19 protein-coding genes and 1 tRNA gene are annotated in these 14,938 nt (G+C 67.3%); 6 read left to right on the forward strand and 14 right to left on the reverse strand.

What is annotated here, in order from left to right; all coding sequences use genetic code 11:
* The 7 genes from ndhC to thiE form a co-directional block, all read right to left on the reverse strand.
* On the reverse strand, positions 1–338 hold a 338-nt coding region (gene ndhC / locus MT490_RS08510; RefSeq protein WP_297386004.1), incomplete at its 3' end, for an NADH-quinone oxidoreductase subunit A.
* 264 nt (positions 339–602) lie between these two features.
* Complete coding sequence (locus MT490_RS08515; protein WP_297386005.1) at positions 603–1,424, reverse strand: inositol monophosphatase family protein; 822 nt, start codon at positions 1,422–1,424, stop codon at positions 603–605.
* A gap of 159 nt (positions 1,425–1,583) precedes the next feature.
* Complete coding sequence (gene efp, locus MT490_RS08520) at positions 1,584–2,147, reverse strand: elongation factor P (protein ID WP_297386006.1); 564 nt, start codon at positions 2,145–2,147, stop codon at positions 1,584–1,586.
* A 54-nt stretch (positions 2,148–2,201) separates the two neighbouring features.
* Complete coding sequence (locus MT490_RS08525; protein ID WP_297386008.1) at positions 2,202–2,648, reverse strand: GFA family protein; 447 nt, start codon at positions 2,646–2,648, stop codon at positions 2,202–2,204.
* A 66-nt stretch (positions 2,649–2,714) separates the two neighbouring features.
* Positions 2,715–3,158 carry a M23 family metallopeptidase gene (locus MT490_RS08530; RefSeq protein WP_297386010.1) on the reverse strand — a complete coding sequence of 148 codons (444 nt, stop codon included), beginning with the start codon at positions 3,156–3,158 and terminating at the stop codon, positions 2,715–2,717.
* A 166-nt stretch (positions 3,159–3,324) separates the two neighbouring features.
* Positions 3,325–4,281 carry a L,D-transpeptidase gene (locus MT490_RS08535; protein WP_297386041.1) on the reverse strand — a complete coding sequence of 319 codons (957 nt, stop codon included), beginning with the start codon at positions 4,279–4,281 and terminating at the stop codon, positions 3,325–3,327.
* Between the two features lie 130 nt (positions 4,282–4,411).
* Complete coding sequence (gene thiE, locus MT490_RS08540; protein ID WP_297386012.1) at positions 4,412–5,098, reverse strand: thiamine phosphate synthase; 687 nt, start codon at positions 5,096–5,098, stop codon at positions 4,412–4,414.
* A gap of 358 nt (positions 5,099–5,456) precedes the next feature.
* Here thiE and MT490_RS08545 point away from each other — a divergent pair, with 358 nt between their 5' ends.
* A complete protein-coding gene (locus MT490_RS08545) occupies positions 5,457–5,675 on the forward strand; it encodes a hypothetical protein (RefSeq protein WP_297386013.1) in 219 nt (72 codons plus the stop codon).
* Between the two features lie 41 nt (positions 5,676–5,716).
* Here MT490_RS08545 and MT490_RS08550 read toward each other — a convergent pair whose 3' ends face one another.
* From MT490_RS08550 to tkt, 5 genes are all read right to left on the reverse strand, one after another.
* Positions 5,717–6,100, reverse strand: coding sequence for a putative quinol monooxygenase (locus MT490_RS08550; RefSeq protein ID WP_297386014.1), 384 nt, complete (start codon positions 6,098–6,100; stop codon positions 5,717–5,719).
* On the reverse strand, positions 6,097–7,014 hold the full coding sequence (locus MT490_RS08555; protein ID WP_297386015.1) for a class I fructose-bisphosphate aldolase: 918 nt from the start codon (positions 7,012–7,014) through the stop codon (positions 6,097–6,099). Before MT490_RS08555 ends, MT490_RS08550 begins: the two co-directional genes overlap by 4 nt.
* Before the next feature lie 143 nt (positions 7,015–7,157).
* Entirely contained in the window at positions 7,158–8,348 is a 1,191-nt protein-coding gene (locus tag MT490_RS08560; protein ID WP_297386017.1) for a phosphoglycerate kinase, read from the reverse strand.
* A 103-nt stretch (positions 8,349–8,451) separates the two neighbouring features.
* Positions 8,452–9,459 carry a type I glyceraldehyde-3-phosphate dehydrogenase gene (gene gap, locus MT490_RS08565; protein ID WP_297386019.1) on the reverse strand — a complete coding sequence of 336 codons (1,008 nt, stop codon included), beginning with the start codon at positions 9,457–9,459 and terminating at the stop codon, positions 8,452–8,454.
* A 52-nt stretch (positions 9,460–9,511) separates the two neighbouring features.
* Positions 9,512–11,467: a transketolase gene (gene tkt / locus MT490_RS08570; protein WP_297386020.1), complete on the reverse strand. Its 1,956-nt coding sequence runs from the start codon at positions 11,465–11,467 to the stop codon at positions 9,512–9,514.
* A gap of 167 nt (positions 11,468–11,634) precedes the next feature.
* Between tkt and MT490_RS08575 the strand changes: the two genes are divergently transcribed.
* From MT490_RS08575 to MT490_RS08595, 5 genes are all read left to right on the forward strand, one after another.
* Entirely contained in the window at positions 11,635–11,823 is a 189-nt protein-coding gene (locus MT490_RS08575) for a hypothetical protein (RefSeq protein WP_297386021.1), read from the forward strand.
* On the forward strand, positions 11,823–12,125 hold the full coding sequence (locus tag MT490_RS08580) for a cell division protein ZapA (RefSeq protein ID WP_297386023.1): 303 nt from the start codon (positions 11,823–11,825) through the stop codon (positions 12,123–12,125). The genes MT490_RS08575 and MT490_RS08580 overlap by 1 nt, the downstream gene beginning before the upstream one ends.
* A gap of 312 nt (positions 12,126–12,437) precedes the next feature.
* Positions 12,438–12,989: a 5-formyltetrahydrofolate cyclo-ligase gene (locus MT490_RS08585; RefSeq protein ID WP_297386043.1), complete on the forward strand. Its 552-nt coding sequence runs from the start codon at positions 12,438–12,440 to the stop codon at positions 12,987–12,989.
* Entirely contained in the window at positions 12,971–13,204 is a 234-nt protein-coding gene (locus tag MT490_RS08590; RefSeq protein WP_297386036.1) for a DUF2842 domain-containing protein, read from the forward strand. Before MT490_RS08585 ends, MT490_RS08590 begins: the two co-directional genes overlap by 19 nt.
* A gap of 31 nt (positions 13,205–13,235) precedes the next feature.
* Entirely contained in the window at positions 13,236–13,658 is a 423-nt protein-coding gene (locus MT490_RS08595) for a DoxX family protein (RefSeq protein WP_297386037.1), read from the forward strand.
* Between the two features lie 146 nt (positions 13,659–13,804).
* On the opposite strand, the gene MT490_RS08600 is transcribed toward MT490_RS08595, so the two are convergent.
* Both MT490_RS08600 and MT490_RS08605 read right to left on the reverse strand, forming a co-directional pair.
* Positions 13,805–14,686 (reverse strand): hypothetical protein, encoded by an 882-nt coding sequence (locus MT490_RS08600; RefSeq protein WP_297386039.1) that lies wholly within the window; start codon positions 14,684–14,686, stop codon positions 13,805–13,807.
* 100 nt (positions 14,687–14,786) lie between these two features.
* A tRNA-Asp gene (locus tag MT490_RS08605) sits at positions 14,787–14,863 on the reverse strand.
* Positions 14,864–14,938: the final 75 nt, after the last annotated feature.

Here is a 14,938-nt window from a genome sequence, read left to right on the forward strand (position 1 = left end):
ACGAGGCCGAGCGCGAGCTCGGCGATGAATATCATCATCGAGATCCAGGCGACCCAGCCGAGGTCGAACACGCTGACCGCCCAGGGATAGAGGAACGCCGCTTCGAGATCGAAGACGATGAACAGGATCGCGACGAGGTAGAAGCGCACGTCGAACTGGCTGCGCGAATCCTCGAACGCGGGGAAGCCGCACTCATATTCGGTGAGCTTCTCCGGCGTCGGCTGGTGCGTGCCGGTGAGCCGGCCGACCAGCATCGGCAGGAACACGAAGGCGCTGGAGAGCACCAGTGCGACGCCGAGGAACAGCAGGATCGGCAGATATTCGGATAGATCGACCAAGGCGCCTTCTCGCGGATGCGGAAACTTGAGGGCGCTTTAGGACTGTGAACCGGGTGCGGCAAGGGGCCGAAACCCTGAGAATCACTCGCAATAAGTGGCAGTTCCAGCGCGCCACGCGCGCACGCCGTCACCCCCGCGAAAGCGGGGGCCCATCTCCTGCCGTTGCCACGGCTCTCACGGTTGTTCTGTGCCGCCCGCCCAGGTGATGGGCCCCCGCTTTCGCGGGGGTGACGACCGGAGGTTACGTACGGCGGCGACTTGCGGTCACTTGTTCCGCAGCGCGCCCGCCACAAGCTTGTGCAGCTTCGAATGCAGCACGTCGTTGGCGGCAAGGAACTGGCTGCGTTCGCGCGCTAGGTCCTGCCCGCGGAAATCGGTGACGAAGCCGCCCGCTTCCTTCACCAGCAGCATTCCCGCCGCGACGTCCCACGGCTGGAGATGCGATTCCCAGAACCCGTCGAAACGCCCCGCGGCCACCCATGCCAGGTCGAGCGCCGCCGCGCCGAGCCGGCGGATGCCGGCGACTTCGGGCGCCACCGCGCCGAAGATCCGGCTCCACTCGACGAAATCGCCATGGCCGAGGAACGGAATGCCGGTCGCGATCAGCGCATCCGCCAGGTCGCGCCGCGCCGAGACGCGCAGCCGCTGGCCCTGGAGCCACGCGCCCCTGCCCTTCTCGGCCCAGAAGCTCTCGTCGGTGAGCGGCTGGTAGATATAGCCGTGCGTGACCTCGGGCTTGCCCTGCGCGCCGTGCGGATCCTCCACTGCGATCGACATGCAGAAATGCGGGATGCCGTGGAGGAAGTTGCTGGTCCCGTCGAGAGGATCGATGATCCAGCGCGGCTTGCTGGGATCGCCGGCGATCTCGCCGCGCTCCTCGACCAGGAAGCCCCAATCGGGCCGCGCCTTCTGGAGCTCCTCGATCAGCGTGTCCTCGGCGCGCTTGTCGGCGAGGCTGACGAAGTCGGCCGGCCCCTTGCGGCTCACCTGGAGGTGCTGCACTTCGTTGAAGTCGCGCCGCAGCCGCGGCCCCGCCTTGCGGACGGCGCGCTCGATGACGGTGATGATGCCGGAATGCGAAACCATAAATAGCTCCAGCCCCTCCCCTTCAGGGGAGGGGTTAGGGGTGGGGCAGCGGCGGCAGGGGCTCGATGCCCCTGGCGTCGCTATGAGGTGAGTTCGGGACGCTCGCTGCGCTCGCGACCCACCCCAACCCCTCCCTTGAAAGGGAGGGGCTAAGTCAGATCAGTCCGCCCGGCGGACGTAGGTCTGTTCGTACACGTCGACGACGATGCGGGTTCCCGCGGCGATGTGCGGCGGCACCATCACGCGGACGCCGTTCTCGAGCACCGCGGGCTTGTAGCTCGACGATGCCGTCTGGCCCTTCACCACCGCGTCGGCCTCGACGATCGTCGCTTCGATCGTGTCCGGCAACTGCACCGAGATCGGCTTCTCGTCGTAAAGCTCCATCACCACATCCATGCCGTCCTGCAGGAAGGCCGCGGCGTCGCCGAGCAGGTCGCGCGGCAGCGTGATCTGGTCGTAGCTCACCTTGTCCATGAAGGTCAGCGTGTCGCCCTCGGCGAACAGGAACTGGAAATCGACCGTGTCGAGGCGCACGCGCTCGACCGTCTCCGCCGAGCGGAAGCGGACGTTGTTCTTGCGGCCGTCGATGAGGTTCTTCATCTCGACCTGCATGTACGCACCGCCCTTGCCGGGCTGGGTGTGCTGGATCTTCACGGCGCGCCAGATGCCGCCTTCATATTCGATGATGTTGCCGGGACGGATGTCCACGCCGCTGATCTTCATGGGATCGAGACCTGTGAGCTGAGAAAGAGCGAAGGCCGGGCCTTTAGCGATGCATCACGATTCCGGCAAGCGCTCCGCAGCGGCCGCCATCGCGGCATCGATCCGGCCCTGCGCCTCCTCGCTCCACAGCGGCGGATCCTCGGATGTGGGAAGCCCGGGAAAGCTCGGCACATCGTCGGGCACGTTCACCAGCGGGTGCCGCGTGACCGTGAAGAAATGCGCATCGGGCAGGATCCGCTCGTCGAGCGTACCGCCGCGAACGAAGCGGATCGCGTCGCCGAAGTCCGGATGCGTGCCCCACAGGCCCACCCCGCAGCGCGGGCAGCGTGCCGTGTTCGTCGCCATGGTGCCCGATTGCGTGACGACGATCTCGGGTTCGCCTTCGCCGAGCATCTCGACACGATCCGCCTCGATCATCGCGTTGATCGCGAAGGCCGATCCGGTCTCGCGCTGGCAGACGCGGCAATGGCAGCCGTTCACGAAGATCGGCGCCGACGTCATTCGATAGCGGATATACCGGCAGTTGCAGCCGCCCTGCATCACACGCATCCCTCGCTGCCGCCGAGGTTAGGGAGCCGCGCTCCGCCCGGCAAGCAATGGATAGGGATTGACCGGCTGCCCCTTCCACCAACTGTCGCCCGGCTCCATGCGTGAGAGCGCGAAATGCAGATGGAAGTTGCCCGCGCCCGAGTTGCCGGTGTCGCCGACGAAGCCGAGCAGGTCGCCCGCCCTGACCCGCATCCCCTCGACCATGCCGGGCGCGTAGCGCTGGAGATGCGCGTAATAATAGCTCCATTGCCGGTCGGACGAGCGGACATAGAGCGTGATCCCGCCCCCGCCTTCGCTGTAGAACAGTTTCTCGACCGTCCCGGGCGCCGCCGCGATCACCGGAGTGCCTTCCGGCGCGACGATGTCGGTCGCCTGGTGCAGCCGGGCGCCGTTCGCGCGCGACTGGCCCCAGCTATCGACGATCTGCGCACGCGATACGCCCTGCACGGGCACCACGAGCATCGGATGGGACCCTTCGGAAGGCGCAGGCACCTCCGCAACCTGTCCGGGAGCCTGTGCAGGCGGCACGTCCGGGGGCGCCGGCACGATGCGGATAATCGATGCCAGCCCGGCCAACGCCAGAAGCAAGACCAGTCCCACCCCCATCGTCAGCCGCCTTAGCATGAGATCACTCCTGGAACACGGCCTCGGCGCCCGGCCTGACCATCAGCGCCAGCCGCGCCGCGTCCCAATTGGTCAGGCGGATGCAGCCGTGGCTCTGGGTGCGCCCGATCGTCTGCGGCTCGGGCGTGCCGTGGATGCCGTAATGCTCCTTGGAGAGATCGAGCCACACCACGCCCACCGGTCCGTTCGGCCCCGGCGGCAGCATCGCCTTCTCGTCGTCCTTCTCGGCGTCCCAGAACAGGTCCGGATTATAGTGGAACTTCGGGTTGGTATCGACGGCGTTGATCTTCCAGGTGCCGATCGGCAGCGGATCGTGTTGGCTCCCCATCGTCGCGCTGAACTGCGCGACCAGCCGGTCCCCGGCGTCGAACACCTTGAGCACCTTCTCGGACTTGTCGACGACGATATGGTCGCCCGCGGGCTGGCGCGCATCGACGTTGAGATCGGTCAGCGTCTGCCGCCATTCGGGCTTCAGTTCGCTCGAATAGTCGCGCGAGGCGGGCCGCACGTCGGGGAAGAGGAACGTGGCGCCCGGCGCGGTCCCGCCCCCGCCAGGATTGAGCTCGACCAGTATCTCGGGCGTGGTGTGGAACATCTCGGCGAGCTTCTCGAGCGGGCGGGTGTAGCCGAGCGCGGGAAGCCTGGCCTGGTCCTCCGGATCCTTCGGGATCGGGCTGACGAACGGACCCGCGAGCATCGCCGGATCGAGCGTCACCCGCGTCGCCGGCCGCCGCGCGCGATAGGGGTAGAGCGCGCCCAGCGTCGCGCGATCGAGTTCCCCCGTCGTCTCGAGCCCGCGCGTAGACTGGAACGCCTCGAGCGCCGCAGTCAGCGACTGCCCTTCGCGCCCATCGACGATCCCCGGCGAGAAGCCGAGCGAGTCAAGGATCACCTGCGCGTGCAGGACGGTCCAGTCGATCGGCGGCTTGCCCGTGGGCGCCTTCGCGGGCTGCGCCGCCAATGGGGCGAATGCGATCACGGCGGCGCACGCGGCCGCGCCGAAAATCCTGCGCAAGACGGAAACTCCTGACCAGAAAATGCTGATCGGAGAACGAATGCGCGGCTCGCTTGTTTCCCGCCGCGCGGGAGCGTCAGCCCTTAAGCACCTGATTGAAGGCCTTTACCGCCGCGATCTCGTCCCCGCCCCACACCGAGGCGGATACCGCGAGGAAGTCCGCTCCGGCATCGATCAGCGGTCGCGCATTCGCCGGGGTGATCCCCCCGATCGCGACGCTGGGCAGCTCGAACACCGTCGCCCACCAGCTCAATATCGCCGGCTCGGGGCGATGGCGCACTTCCTTGGTCGTGGTCGGATAGAAGCTGCCGAACGCGACATAGTCGGCGCCGGCCTCGCCCGCCTCCATCGCGAGGTGCCGGCTGTCGTGGCACGTCACCCCGATCTGCGCCGAGGGCCCGAGCACCGACCGCGCCTCGCGCGGATCGCCGTCTTCTTGCCCCAAATGCACCCCGTCCGCGCCAAGCCGCTTGGCGAGGCTGATGCTGTCGTTGACCAGGAACGCCACGTCGCGATCGGCGCAGATCCGCTGGAGCGGTTCGGCGAGTCGCGCCGCCTCGTGCTGGTCGACGTCCTTCACGCGGAACTGGAACGCCGCGACCGGCCCGGCATCGAGCGCGCGCGCCAGCCGATCGGCAAAGCCGCCGGACACGTCCAGCGGCGAGATCAAATAGAGCTGGCACGCGGGGCGCCGATCGTCGCGCTGGAACTGCGCGGCGAATTCGGGGCCAAGTGGCGGCAGGCTGTCGTCCTCTTCGGTCATAACCCCCTCTCCCTCCCGCGGCGGTGCCGGTCAAGCCGTCAGCTCTCCGCCATCGCCGCGTTCTCTTCCAGGCCGACCTGAAGCATCACGTCGAATGCCTGCGGGGATCGGGCTCTGTTCCGACAACGGCGCCGAAACGCACGCAATTCGCGACGCGCCGACGCTCAGGACTATGCTTTTGCAATCGGATGGCGCACGATCCTGATAAAAATGGATACGATATTCATCCATTCCGAACGGATTGCGCTCCGGCGCAGCTATAACGGATTGGGACCAAAGCGCCGGCGGCATTCGCACCGCCGGCGATGCACGTTTTAAATCGCCCCCTCGGTCGCGCCGGGGAATAGGAGTTGGCTTAATGACGAATGACAAACCCCGTTTCGTGCTGCTCAAGTCGATCAACGGGGAGCCGATCCTCGTGAACCTCTCGCTCGTCCGTACCGTGGCGACGATCAACCTCGCCGGCGACGATGTCGGCGTGATCTCGTTCGACAAGGACCATGAAGTCGTGGTCGGATCGACCGTGCCGGACGTGACCGCCGCCATGGCCGCGGCTGCGGTACCGCTCGCCGACTGACCTCTCAGCCTCTTGGACAATCGAGCGAACGGTATCGCGCCCTAAGCGGGACGCGACACCGGGCGCGTTTCGGCGCTGATCTCGAACCCCGCGATCAGCGGCCGCCCCTTGGCGATCGCCGCACGCACTTCCGGCAGCTGGAGCGACGCCTTGTGGCTCGCCGCATCGTCCCATATCTCGGTGATCCAGATCGCGTCCGGATCCTTCGCGTCCTCGGCGATCAGATAGGCGCGGCAACCGGGCATGGCGCCGGTGCCCGAGGAGAGGATCGCGATCAGCTCGGCACGCTTGCCCGGCTGCGCCTTCATCTTTCCGATCATCCCGAACGGCACCGGATCTTCCATCGCATTCCCCTTCGCCGCAGCGTGGCCGCCGCCCAGCATCGCGAGCGCGAGGCCCGCGAGTACCGGGCGGCGCGTGATCACGCCTCCTCGCCCTTGTAGATGCGCACCAGCTTGTCGAGCATCGCGATCGCGTCCTCGCGCTTGCGCTGGAAGGTGTTGCGACCGATGATCGAGCCGTTGCCGCCGCCGTCGCGGATGTCGCGCGCGTCCTGGTAGACCGCGTCCTCGCCCTTGGCCGCGCCGCCGGAGAAGACGACGATGCGGCGGCCGTTGAAGCAGCTCTTCACGACATGACGGACCCGATCGGACTGCGCCGACCAATCGGTGCCCTCATAGGCCTTCACCGCGTCCTTCTGCTCGATATGCGCGCTCGGCAGCTTGACCTTGATGATGTGCGCGCCGAGCAGCGCCGCCATGTGCGCGGCATAGGCGCCGACGTCGAGCGCCAGCTCGCCGTCCTTCGAGAGCTTGCCGCCGCGCGGATAGGACCAGATCACCGTCGCGATGCCGACCGAGGCCGCCTCGGCGCGCATCTCCTTGATCTCCTCCATCATCTCGAACACGTCGTCGGCGCCGGGATAGATGGTGAAGCCGATCGCCGAGCAGCCGAGCCGCAGCGCGTCGTCGACGCCACCGGTCACCGCTTGGTTGATACCGGTAGCCCAGCTGTTCGACGAATTGACCTTGAGGATCGTCGGGATCTGCCCCGCGAAGCTGTCCGCCCCCGCCTCGATCATGCCCAGCGGCGCCGCATAGGCGCTCAGCCCGGCATCGATCGCGAGCTGGAAATGATAGTGCGGGTCATAGGCGTCGGGATTGACCGCGAAGCTGCGCGCCGGGCCGTGCTCGAAGCCCTGGTCGACCGGCAGGATGATCAGCTTGCCGGTGCCGCCCAGCCGGCCCTGCATCAGGATGCGGGCAAGATTGGCCTTCACCCCGGGATTGTCGGATTCGTAGTTCGCAAGGATGGCGCGGACTGCGGGCGTGATGCTCATGACTTCCCCTTGGATAGGTCCCTGTCCGCTGGGCTCTATCCAGCCCTTCGCACCTGCGGAAGCCTGACAACGGCAGACATACGCCAAAGGGCCCAAGGCTTACGTCGAAAGGGGAGCCGGTTTCCCGATTCCCCCCCGATCGGTCATTTCTGCAGTGCAGCCACGCCCGGCAGTTCCTTGCCTTCCATCCATTCCAGGAAGGCGCCGCCCGCGGTCGAGATGAAGCTGAAATCCTCCGCCACGCCGGCCTGGTTGAGCGCGGCGACGGTGTCCCCGCCCCCGGCCACCGAGACCAGCGACCCCTCCTTGGTGAGCGCCGCCGCAGTCTTGGCCAGCGCCACGGTGGCGGTGTCGAACGGCGGCGTCTCGAACGCGCCCAGCGGCCCGTTCCACACCAGGGTGCGGCAATTCTTGAGCACGTCGGCCAGCGCCTCGGTGGCGGCCGGGCCGACATCGAGGATCATCTCGTCCTCGGCGACTTCGTGCACATTGACCGTGCGCACCGGCGGATTGGCGCGGAATTCCTTCGCCACCACCACGTCGTACGGCAAGTGCACGGTGCAGTTCGCCTTGTCCGCGGCGTCCAGGATCTCCTCGGCGGTACCGGTCAGGTCATGCTCGCACAGCGACTTGCCGACATTCACGCCGCGCGCGGCGAGGAAGGTGTTGGCCATGCCGCCGCCGATGATCAGATGGTCGACCTTCTCGACGAGATGGCGCAGCACGTCGAGCTTGGACGAGACCTTCGCCCCGCCGACCACCGCCGCGACCGGATGCTCGGGATTGCCGAGCGCCTTGTCGAGCGCGTCGAGCTCGGCTTCCATCTGCCGCCCTGCATATGCGGGGAGCTTGTGCGCCAGCCCCTCGGTCGAGGCATGGGCGCGGTGCGCGGCGGAGAAGGCATCGTTGACATAGAGGTCGCCCAGCGCCGCGAGCCGTGCGACGGTCTCGGGCGCGTTCTTCTCCTCGCCGGGATCGAAGCGGGTGTTCTCCAGGATGCCGACCTCGCCCTCGGCCATCTTCTCGATGACCTCGACGGCATATTCGTCGTCGATGAAGCGCACCGGCCGCCCAAGCACCTGCTCGAAGGGCTTGGTGACCAATGCGAGGCTCATCTCCGGATTGCGCTGCCCCTTGGGGCGCCCGAAATGCGCGAGCACGATCACCTTGGCGCCCTTGTCCGCCAGCTCGGCGACCGTCTGCACCGCAGCGCGCAGCCGCGTATCGTCGGTCACCGCGCCGTCGGCCATGGGGACGTTCAGGTCCTCGCGGACGAGCACCCGCTTGCCGGCGAGGTCGCCCATGTCGTCGAGCGTCTTGAAGGGGCGGCTCATACTTACCTCGTCATCCCCGCGAAAGCGGGGACCCATCTCGTGCGGGTCCCGCTCGCGGCACGGTTGGGAGATGGGCCCCCGCTTCCGCGGGGGTGACGGTTTATCAGTTCAGCTTCGCCATCGCGGTCGCGGTATCGACCATGCGGTTCGAGAAGCCCCATTCATTGTCGTACCAGCTGACGACACGGACCAGCTTGCCCTCGAGCACCGCGGTCTCGAGGCTGTCGACGGTCGACGAGGCCGGCGTGTGGACGATGTCGATCGAGACCAGGGGATCCTCCGAATAATAGAGGATGCCCTTGAGCGGGCCGCTCTCCGACGCCGCCTTGAGGATCGAATTGATCTCGTCGCGAGTCGTGTCGCGCTTCGGCGTGAAGGTCAGGTCGACCAGGCTGCCGTCGGGCACGGGCACGCGGATCGCCGAGCCGTCCAGCCGGCCCTTGAGCTCGGGGAGCACCTCGCCCACCGCGCGGGCCGCGCCCGTGGTGGTCGGGATGATGCTCATCGCCGCGGCGCGCGCGCGGCGCAGGTCCGGGTGGATCTGGTCTAGGATCTTCTGGTCGTTGGTATAGGCGTGGACCGTGGTCATCAGGCCGCGCTCGATGCCGACGCTGTCGTTGAGCACCTTGGCGACGGGCGCGAGGCAGTTGGTGGTGCACGACGCGTTCGAGACGATCGTGTGCCCCGCCTCGAGCTTGTCGTGGTTGACGCCGTAGACGACGGTCAGGTCGACATTCTTGCCCGGCGCCGAGATCAGCACCTTCTTCGCGCCCGCGTCGATATGCTTCTGGGCGGAGGCCCGATCGGTGAAGAAGCCGGTGCATTCGAGCACCAGCTCGACGCCATTCTCCTTGTGCGGCAGGTTCGCCGGATCCTTCTCGGCAGTCACCTTGATGCGCTTGCCGTCGATGACGAGGTCGTTGCCCTCGGCGGTCACCGTGCCCGGATACTTGCCGTGCACGCTGTCGCGCGAGAAGAGCCAGGCATTGGACTTGGCGTCGGCGAGGTCATTGATCGTGACCAGTTCGAGCCCGCTGTCCGGACGCTCGAGGATCGCGCGCGCGACCAGCCGTCCGATGCGCCCGAAACCGTTGATCGCAACCTTCGTCATATCGCTATACTCCTGCCATCGGTTTGAGCCGTTCGGCTCGCTATATGGGTGCTCAGCCGAGCGCCGCCACGATCTGCGGCACGATCGCCGCGGCGGTGAGGCCGAAATGCGCGTAGAGCGCGGGCGCGGGCCCCGACGCGCCGTACTGGTCGATGCCGAAGCGCAGCCCGGCAATCCCGGTATAGCGCTCCCAGCCCATCGTCGTGCCCGCTTCGATCGAGACGCGCAGCACGTGGTGCGGCAGCACCTCGTTCCGATATTCCTCGCTCTGCGCGTCGAAGCGCTCCCAGCTGGGCATCGAGACGACGTCCGCGCCGATCCCCTGCGCCTCGAGCGCCGCGCGCGCCGCGACTGCGATCTCGACTTCCGAGCCCGTCGCGATCAGCACCACATGCCGCTCGGCCTCGGCCGCGAGCAGCCGGTACGCGCCCTTCGCGGAGCGGTTCTCGCCGCCATCGGTGCGCAGCTGGGGCAGGTTCTGCCGCGAAAGCGCGAGCAGCGCCGGCCCGTCGGTCTTCTCGAGCGCCAGCGCCCAGCATTCGGCGGTCTCGACCGTGTCGCACGGACGATAGACGTCGAGATTGGGGATGACGCGCAGGCTCATCATATGCTCGATCGGCTGGTGCGTCGGGCCGTCCTCGCCGAGCCCGATCGAGTCGTGCGTCATCACATAGACGACGCGCGTCTGCTGGAGCGCGGAGAGCCGGATCGCCGGCCGGGCATAGTCCGAGAAGACCAGGAAGGTACCACCATAAGGGATCACCCCGCCGTGCAGCGCCATGCCGTTCATCGCGGCGGACATGCCGAACTCGCGGATGCCATAATAGACGTAGCGGCCCGAATAATCGTCCGCGGTGAACGGCTTGAGGCCCTTGGTCAGCGTGTTGTTCGAACCGGTGAGGTCCGCCGAGCCGCCGATCGTCTGCGGCAGCGCGACGTTGATCGCCTCCAGCGCCATCTCCGAGGCCTTGCGGGTCGCGACCTTCTGCGGATTGGCGAGCAGGCCGTCGACATAAGGCTTCAGCCAGTCGGACGAGGCAGTATCGCGCTGTTCGAAAGCCGCACGATTGCTGTCGCTTGCGAGCCGCTGCTTCCATGCAGCATGAGGTTCGGCTCCGCGCCTGCCGGCTGCCTGCCATGCGGCGCGAATGCCTTCCGGAACCTCGAACGCCGGATGGTGCCAGCCCAGGGTCTCGCGCGCCGCGGCGACTTCGTCGGCACCTAGCGCCGAGCCGTGCACCTTGGACGAGCCCTGCTTGTTGGGCGCCCCCTTGCCGATGATGGTGCGGCAGCGGACCAGCGAGGGCCGGTCGTCGGCGAGCGCCACGTCGAACGCCGCGGCGATGCTCGCCTGGTCATGCCCGTCGCACTCGACGACGTGCCAGCCCGTGGCGGCATAGCGCGCCGGAATGTCCTCGCTCGACGAAAGCGAGACCGCGCCGTCGATCGTGATCTTGTTGTCGTCCCACAACACGATCAGCCGGCCGAGCTTGAGATGCCCGGCGAGCCCGATCGCCTCATGGTTGATGCCTTCCATCAGGCAGCCGTCGCCGGCAATCACCCAGGTGCGGTGGTCGACCAGCGCGTCTCCGAAGGTCGCGTTGAGGTGCCGTTCGGCGATGGCCATGCCCACCGCCATCGCCAGGCCTTGCCCCAGCGGCCCGGTCGTCGCCTCGACTCCGGCGAGCTCGAAATTCTCGGGGTGCCCCGCGCAGGGGCTGCCGACCTGGCGGAAATTCTTGATGTCCTCCAGCGTCGGCCGCGCATAGCCGGTCAGATGGAGCAGCGAGTAGATCAGCATCGATCCATGCCCCGCCGAGAGCACGAAGCGGTCGCGGTCGGGCCAGTGCGGGTCGGCGGGATCGAACTTCAGATAGCTCTGGAACAGGACGGTGGCGACGTCGGCCATGCCCATCGGCATGCCGGGATGCCCCGAATTGGCGGCCTCCACGGCGTCCATCGATAGCGCGCGGATCGCATTGGCGCAGTCGGTGAAGGATGCGGACACGGGGACTCCTTGGCTGATCGCGGACGCCTTTGGGACGCATGCGCCCGCGCGTCAACCGCCCGACCGGCCAGGATGGCAAAGCCATTGCGCTCTCTCGAAGAATCGATGGGCCGTTCGCCTCATGAACCCCTTGCCGCGCCCGCCTGCGCTCCCTAATCGATACCGTCATGGCCGAAAGCCCCGCACATCGTATCGAACAGGCGCTGGCGCGGATCGAGCGTGCGGCGGCGGCACGCTCTTATGCGACCGAGCGTCTCGCGCGCCGCCACGCCAAGCTGCGCGCGCGCATCGAGGAGGCCGTGACCTCGCTGGACGCCTTGATCGCGCGCGAAACCTCGGGCGCCGAGCAGGGCTGATGGCGGAGATCACCATCACCGTCGCCGGCCGCAGCTATTCGGTCGCCGCGCGCGACGGCGACGAGCTGCACCTGCGCCATCTCGAGTCGATCCTGCAGGAGCATGAGGCAACCGCCCAGCGCGCCTCGGGCGGACTCAATGCCGAGCGCACGCTCGTCTATCTCGCGCTGATCCTCGCCGACATGGTCGACGAAGTGCAGCGCAACCCGCCCGAAGGCGTCTCGCCGGTGCTGCTCGAACGCATCGCCGACCGCCTCGAAGCCGTGGCGACGGCGCTGGAGGAAGACGCGGCCGAAGCTTGACGTCATCCCGGCGAAAGCCGGGACCTCAGGCGAAGTGGCAAGGCGCTGGCGGCACGCGATCCCGGCTTTCGCCGGGATGACGATATTGTCTCACTCCGGTTGCGTCCGAGCGCGCGCCATCCTAAATGCGTCGGCGGCGGGAACTGCCCGGTACGAGCCTTGGCATTATCCCTGAGGCTATTCATCATCCATGGGAGCTGTCCCTGTGCAGATCCTGGTCTGTCGCACATGGTTCCCACCTGACGTAACAGGCGTCAGAGGATATTCTGGCAAACGGCCATGGCGGTCCCGCCACCGCATTCTTTTCGCATGATGCTCGACAAACCCGCGCTCCGCGCCCGGCTCCGGGCCGACCGCGACCAGTTCGCCGCCGAATCGTCGACGGCGATCCTCGCACCAGAAGCCTATGCCGAGCGCCTTCGCGAAGGCATGACCGTTGCGACCTATTGCGCGGTCGGCAGCGAGGCCGATCCGACCCAGCTGGCCGCCGCGGCCGCCGCCGCCGGGTGCAGGCTCGCCCTCCCCTTCGTCGTCGATCGCGCCGCGCCGATCCGCTTCCTCGCCTGGCAGCTCGGCGAGCCGCTCGTCGCGGGCCCGTTCAACCTGCGCCAGCCCGATCCGTCGAGCGCCGAGGTCGTCCCCGACATCATCCTGACGCCCTTGGTGGGCTTCGACCGCCGTCTCAACCGCCTCGGCCAGGGCGCGGGCCATTACGACCGCGCCTTCGCGCGCTACGAGGGCGCGTGGCGGGTCGGGGTGGCATGGTCGGTGCAGGAAGTCCCTGCTATCCCCGCCGACATCTGGGACGTGCCGCTGCACGCGATCATCACCGAGGAGGGCATGTTGTGGCACGCGGAGAAGTGAAGGCGAGCTGGCGCAAGCCCGCCGGCATGTTCGCGATCCTGCTGCTGATCCTCGTCTGGGTGGTGATGGTCGCCAGCTTCTCGGCGGAGATCGGCGCGTTGCCGGTCCTCGTTCAACTGCTGATCTACGTCGTGCTCGGTATCGTCTGGATCCTGCCCCTCAAGCCGTTGCTGCGGTGGATGGAGACGGGCCGCTGGCACGCACCGCGCGGCTGAACGATCCAAGCCGAAGACAAAGGGAGAAAACATGGCTTTCAGGCGCAGTCGCACCGCGGGTCTCGCGGGCTATTCGGATGCGGCATTGCTGCTCGCGCGCCTCGTGATCGGCGCGTTCCTCATCTGGGGCGTGTGGGACAATATCGAGAGCACCGCGCGCATGGCCGAATTCGCGCGCTTCCTCGGCTCGCACGGCTTTCCCCAGCCCAAATGGATGGCCCTGGTCTCGGTCTGGGCGCAGTTCGCCTGCGGCGTCGCCTTCGTGCTCGGCCTCGCGACGCGCTGGGCCGGTCTGCTCTGCGCGGTCCACTTCGCAGTGGCGATCGCGATGGTCGACGCGAAGCTCGGCATCCGCGGCGCCTTTCCCGCAACCAGCCTGATCCTGTTCGGCCTGCTCTTCGCGACACTCGGCGCGGGCCGCTACGCGATCGACGCGATGTTCGCGCGGCGGTAGGCGAGGTCGCCTATCCAAACCGTCACCCCCGCGAAAGCGGGGACCCATCTCCTAAGCGAGCGGCAAAATGCACCGGTGCGTTCGCGGAAAGCGCCGGAGATGGGTCCCCGCTTTCGCGGGGATGACGAAATACAGGGCCCACACCGTTAGCCCTTCTTCGGATCGTCGCCCTTCGGCTTCTCCGCGTCCTTCTTCTTGCCGAAGGTCCTGATCGCGATCCACACGCCGCCCAGCGCCACGACGACCGCCGCCAGCGCGATCAGCAGCTTCTCGAGCCCGCCGAGCACGGCCGTGCCGCTGTCCATGTCCTTCTTGATGTTCTGCGCGCGCCGCGCCCGGCGCTCGCTGTCGGTGACGTTCACGGCGATGTCGAAGGTCTTGCTCTCGAGATCGTAGCGCGATCGCGAGCCGTCGGCCTCCTCGGCATCGACCGAGATGGTCAGCATCAGCTTCTGCGGCCCCTCCTCCTTGGCCTTGATCCGCCATTGCCAGACCTCGCTGCGATCCGCGGCCAGCGTCTTGGGCTGCGGCCCCGAAGGCGTGATGTCGAACCCGCCGCCGGCCAGTGTCGCGGTCATGTAATGGCCCACCTGCGTGGTGATCTCGACATGCTTGGCGCGGTCCTGGCCGACCGTGGCATGCACTTCCTCCACATTGGCCTTCTTGCCCACGCTCAGGATGAGGTCGCGGCTCTCGCCCAGCATCATCTCCTTGGGCGCTTCGAACACCCCCAGGCCCGCCTGCAGGTTGGCGCGTTCGCGCGTGAAGCGCTGGCATTCGGACGCGCTGGTATCGCGATCCACTGCCTCGCAATAGATCGCGTCGCCGCCCGCGCTGGCATTCTCGACGGTGCCGTTCGACTCGGTACCGCTCGCCGCCATGTTCGCGTCGCCGCCGTTCGCGGGCGCGTCCGCATTGGCGAGGACGTCCGCATAGTCTCCGGCGCTGGTGTTCTGCGTCTCCGCCCTCTCGGCGTTGCAGGACGACAGCAGCAGGATCAATGCTGCCAGCAAGGCATGGGATCGCATCGCTTCCTCCTCACATGGACGGACCGGCGACCTGCTTTGTTATGCAGATATGAGGCTATAAGTGCCCCGGCTTGTCAATGACGCCGTGGGCGAAGGGGCATGGCGCGAGTGACGGGGCTCGAACCCGCGACCTCCGGCGTGACAGGCCGGCGCTCTAACCAACTGAGCTACACCCGCAGATACCAGGCGGGGCGACGCATGCCGCACTATGGAAAGCGCTTCGGTTGACCATAGGGGTCCCTGGAGGGATCC

Origin of the sequence: Sphingomonas sp., assembly GCF_026460985.1 — a bacterium.
In the GTDB taxonomy this organism is placed as follows: Bacteria; Pseudomonadota; Alphaproteobacteria; order Sphingomonadales; family Sphingomonadaceae; genus Sphingomonas.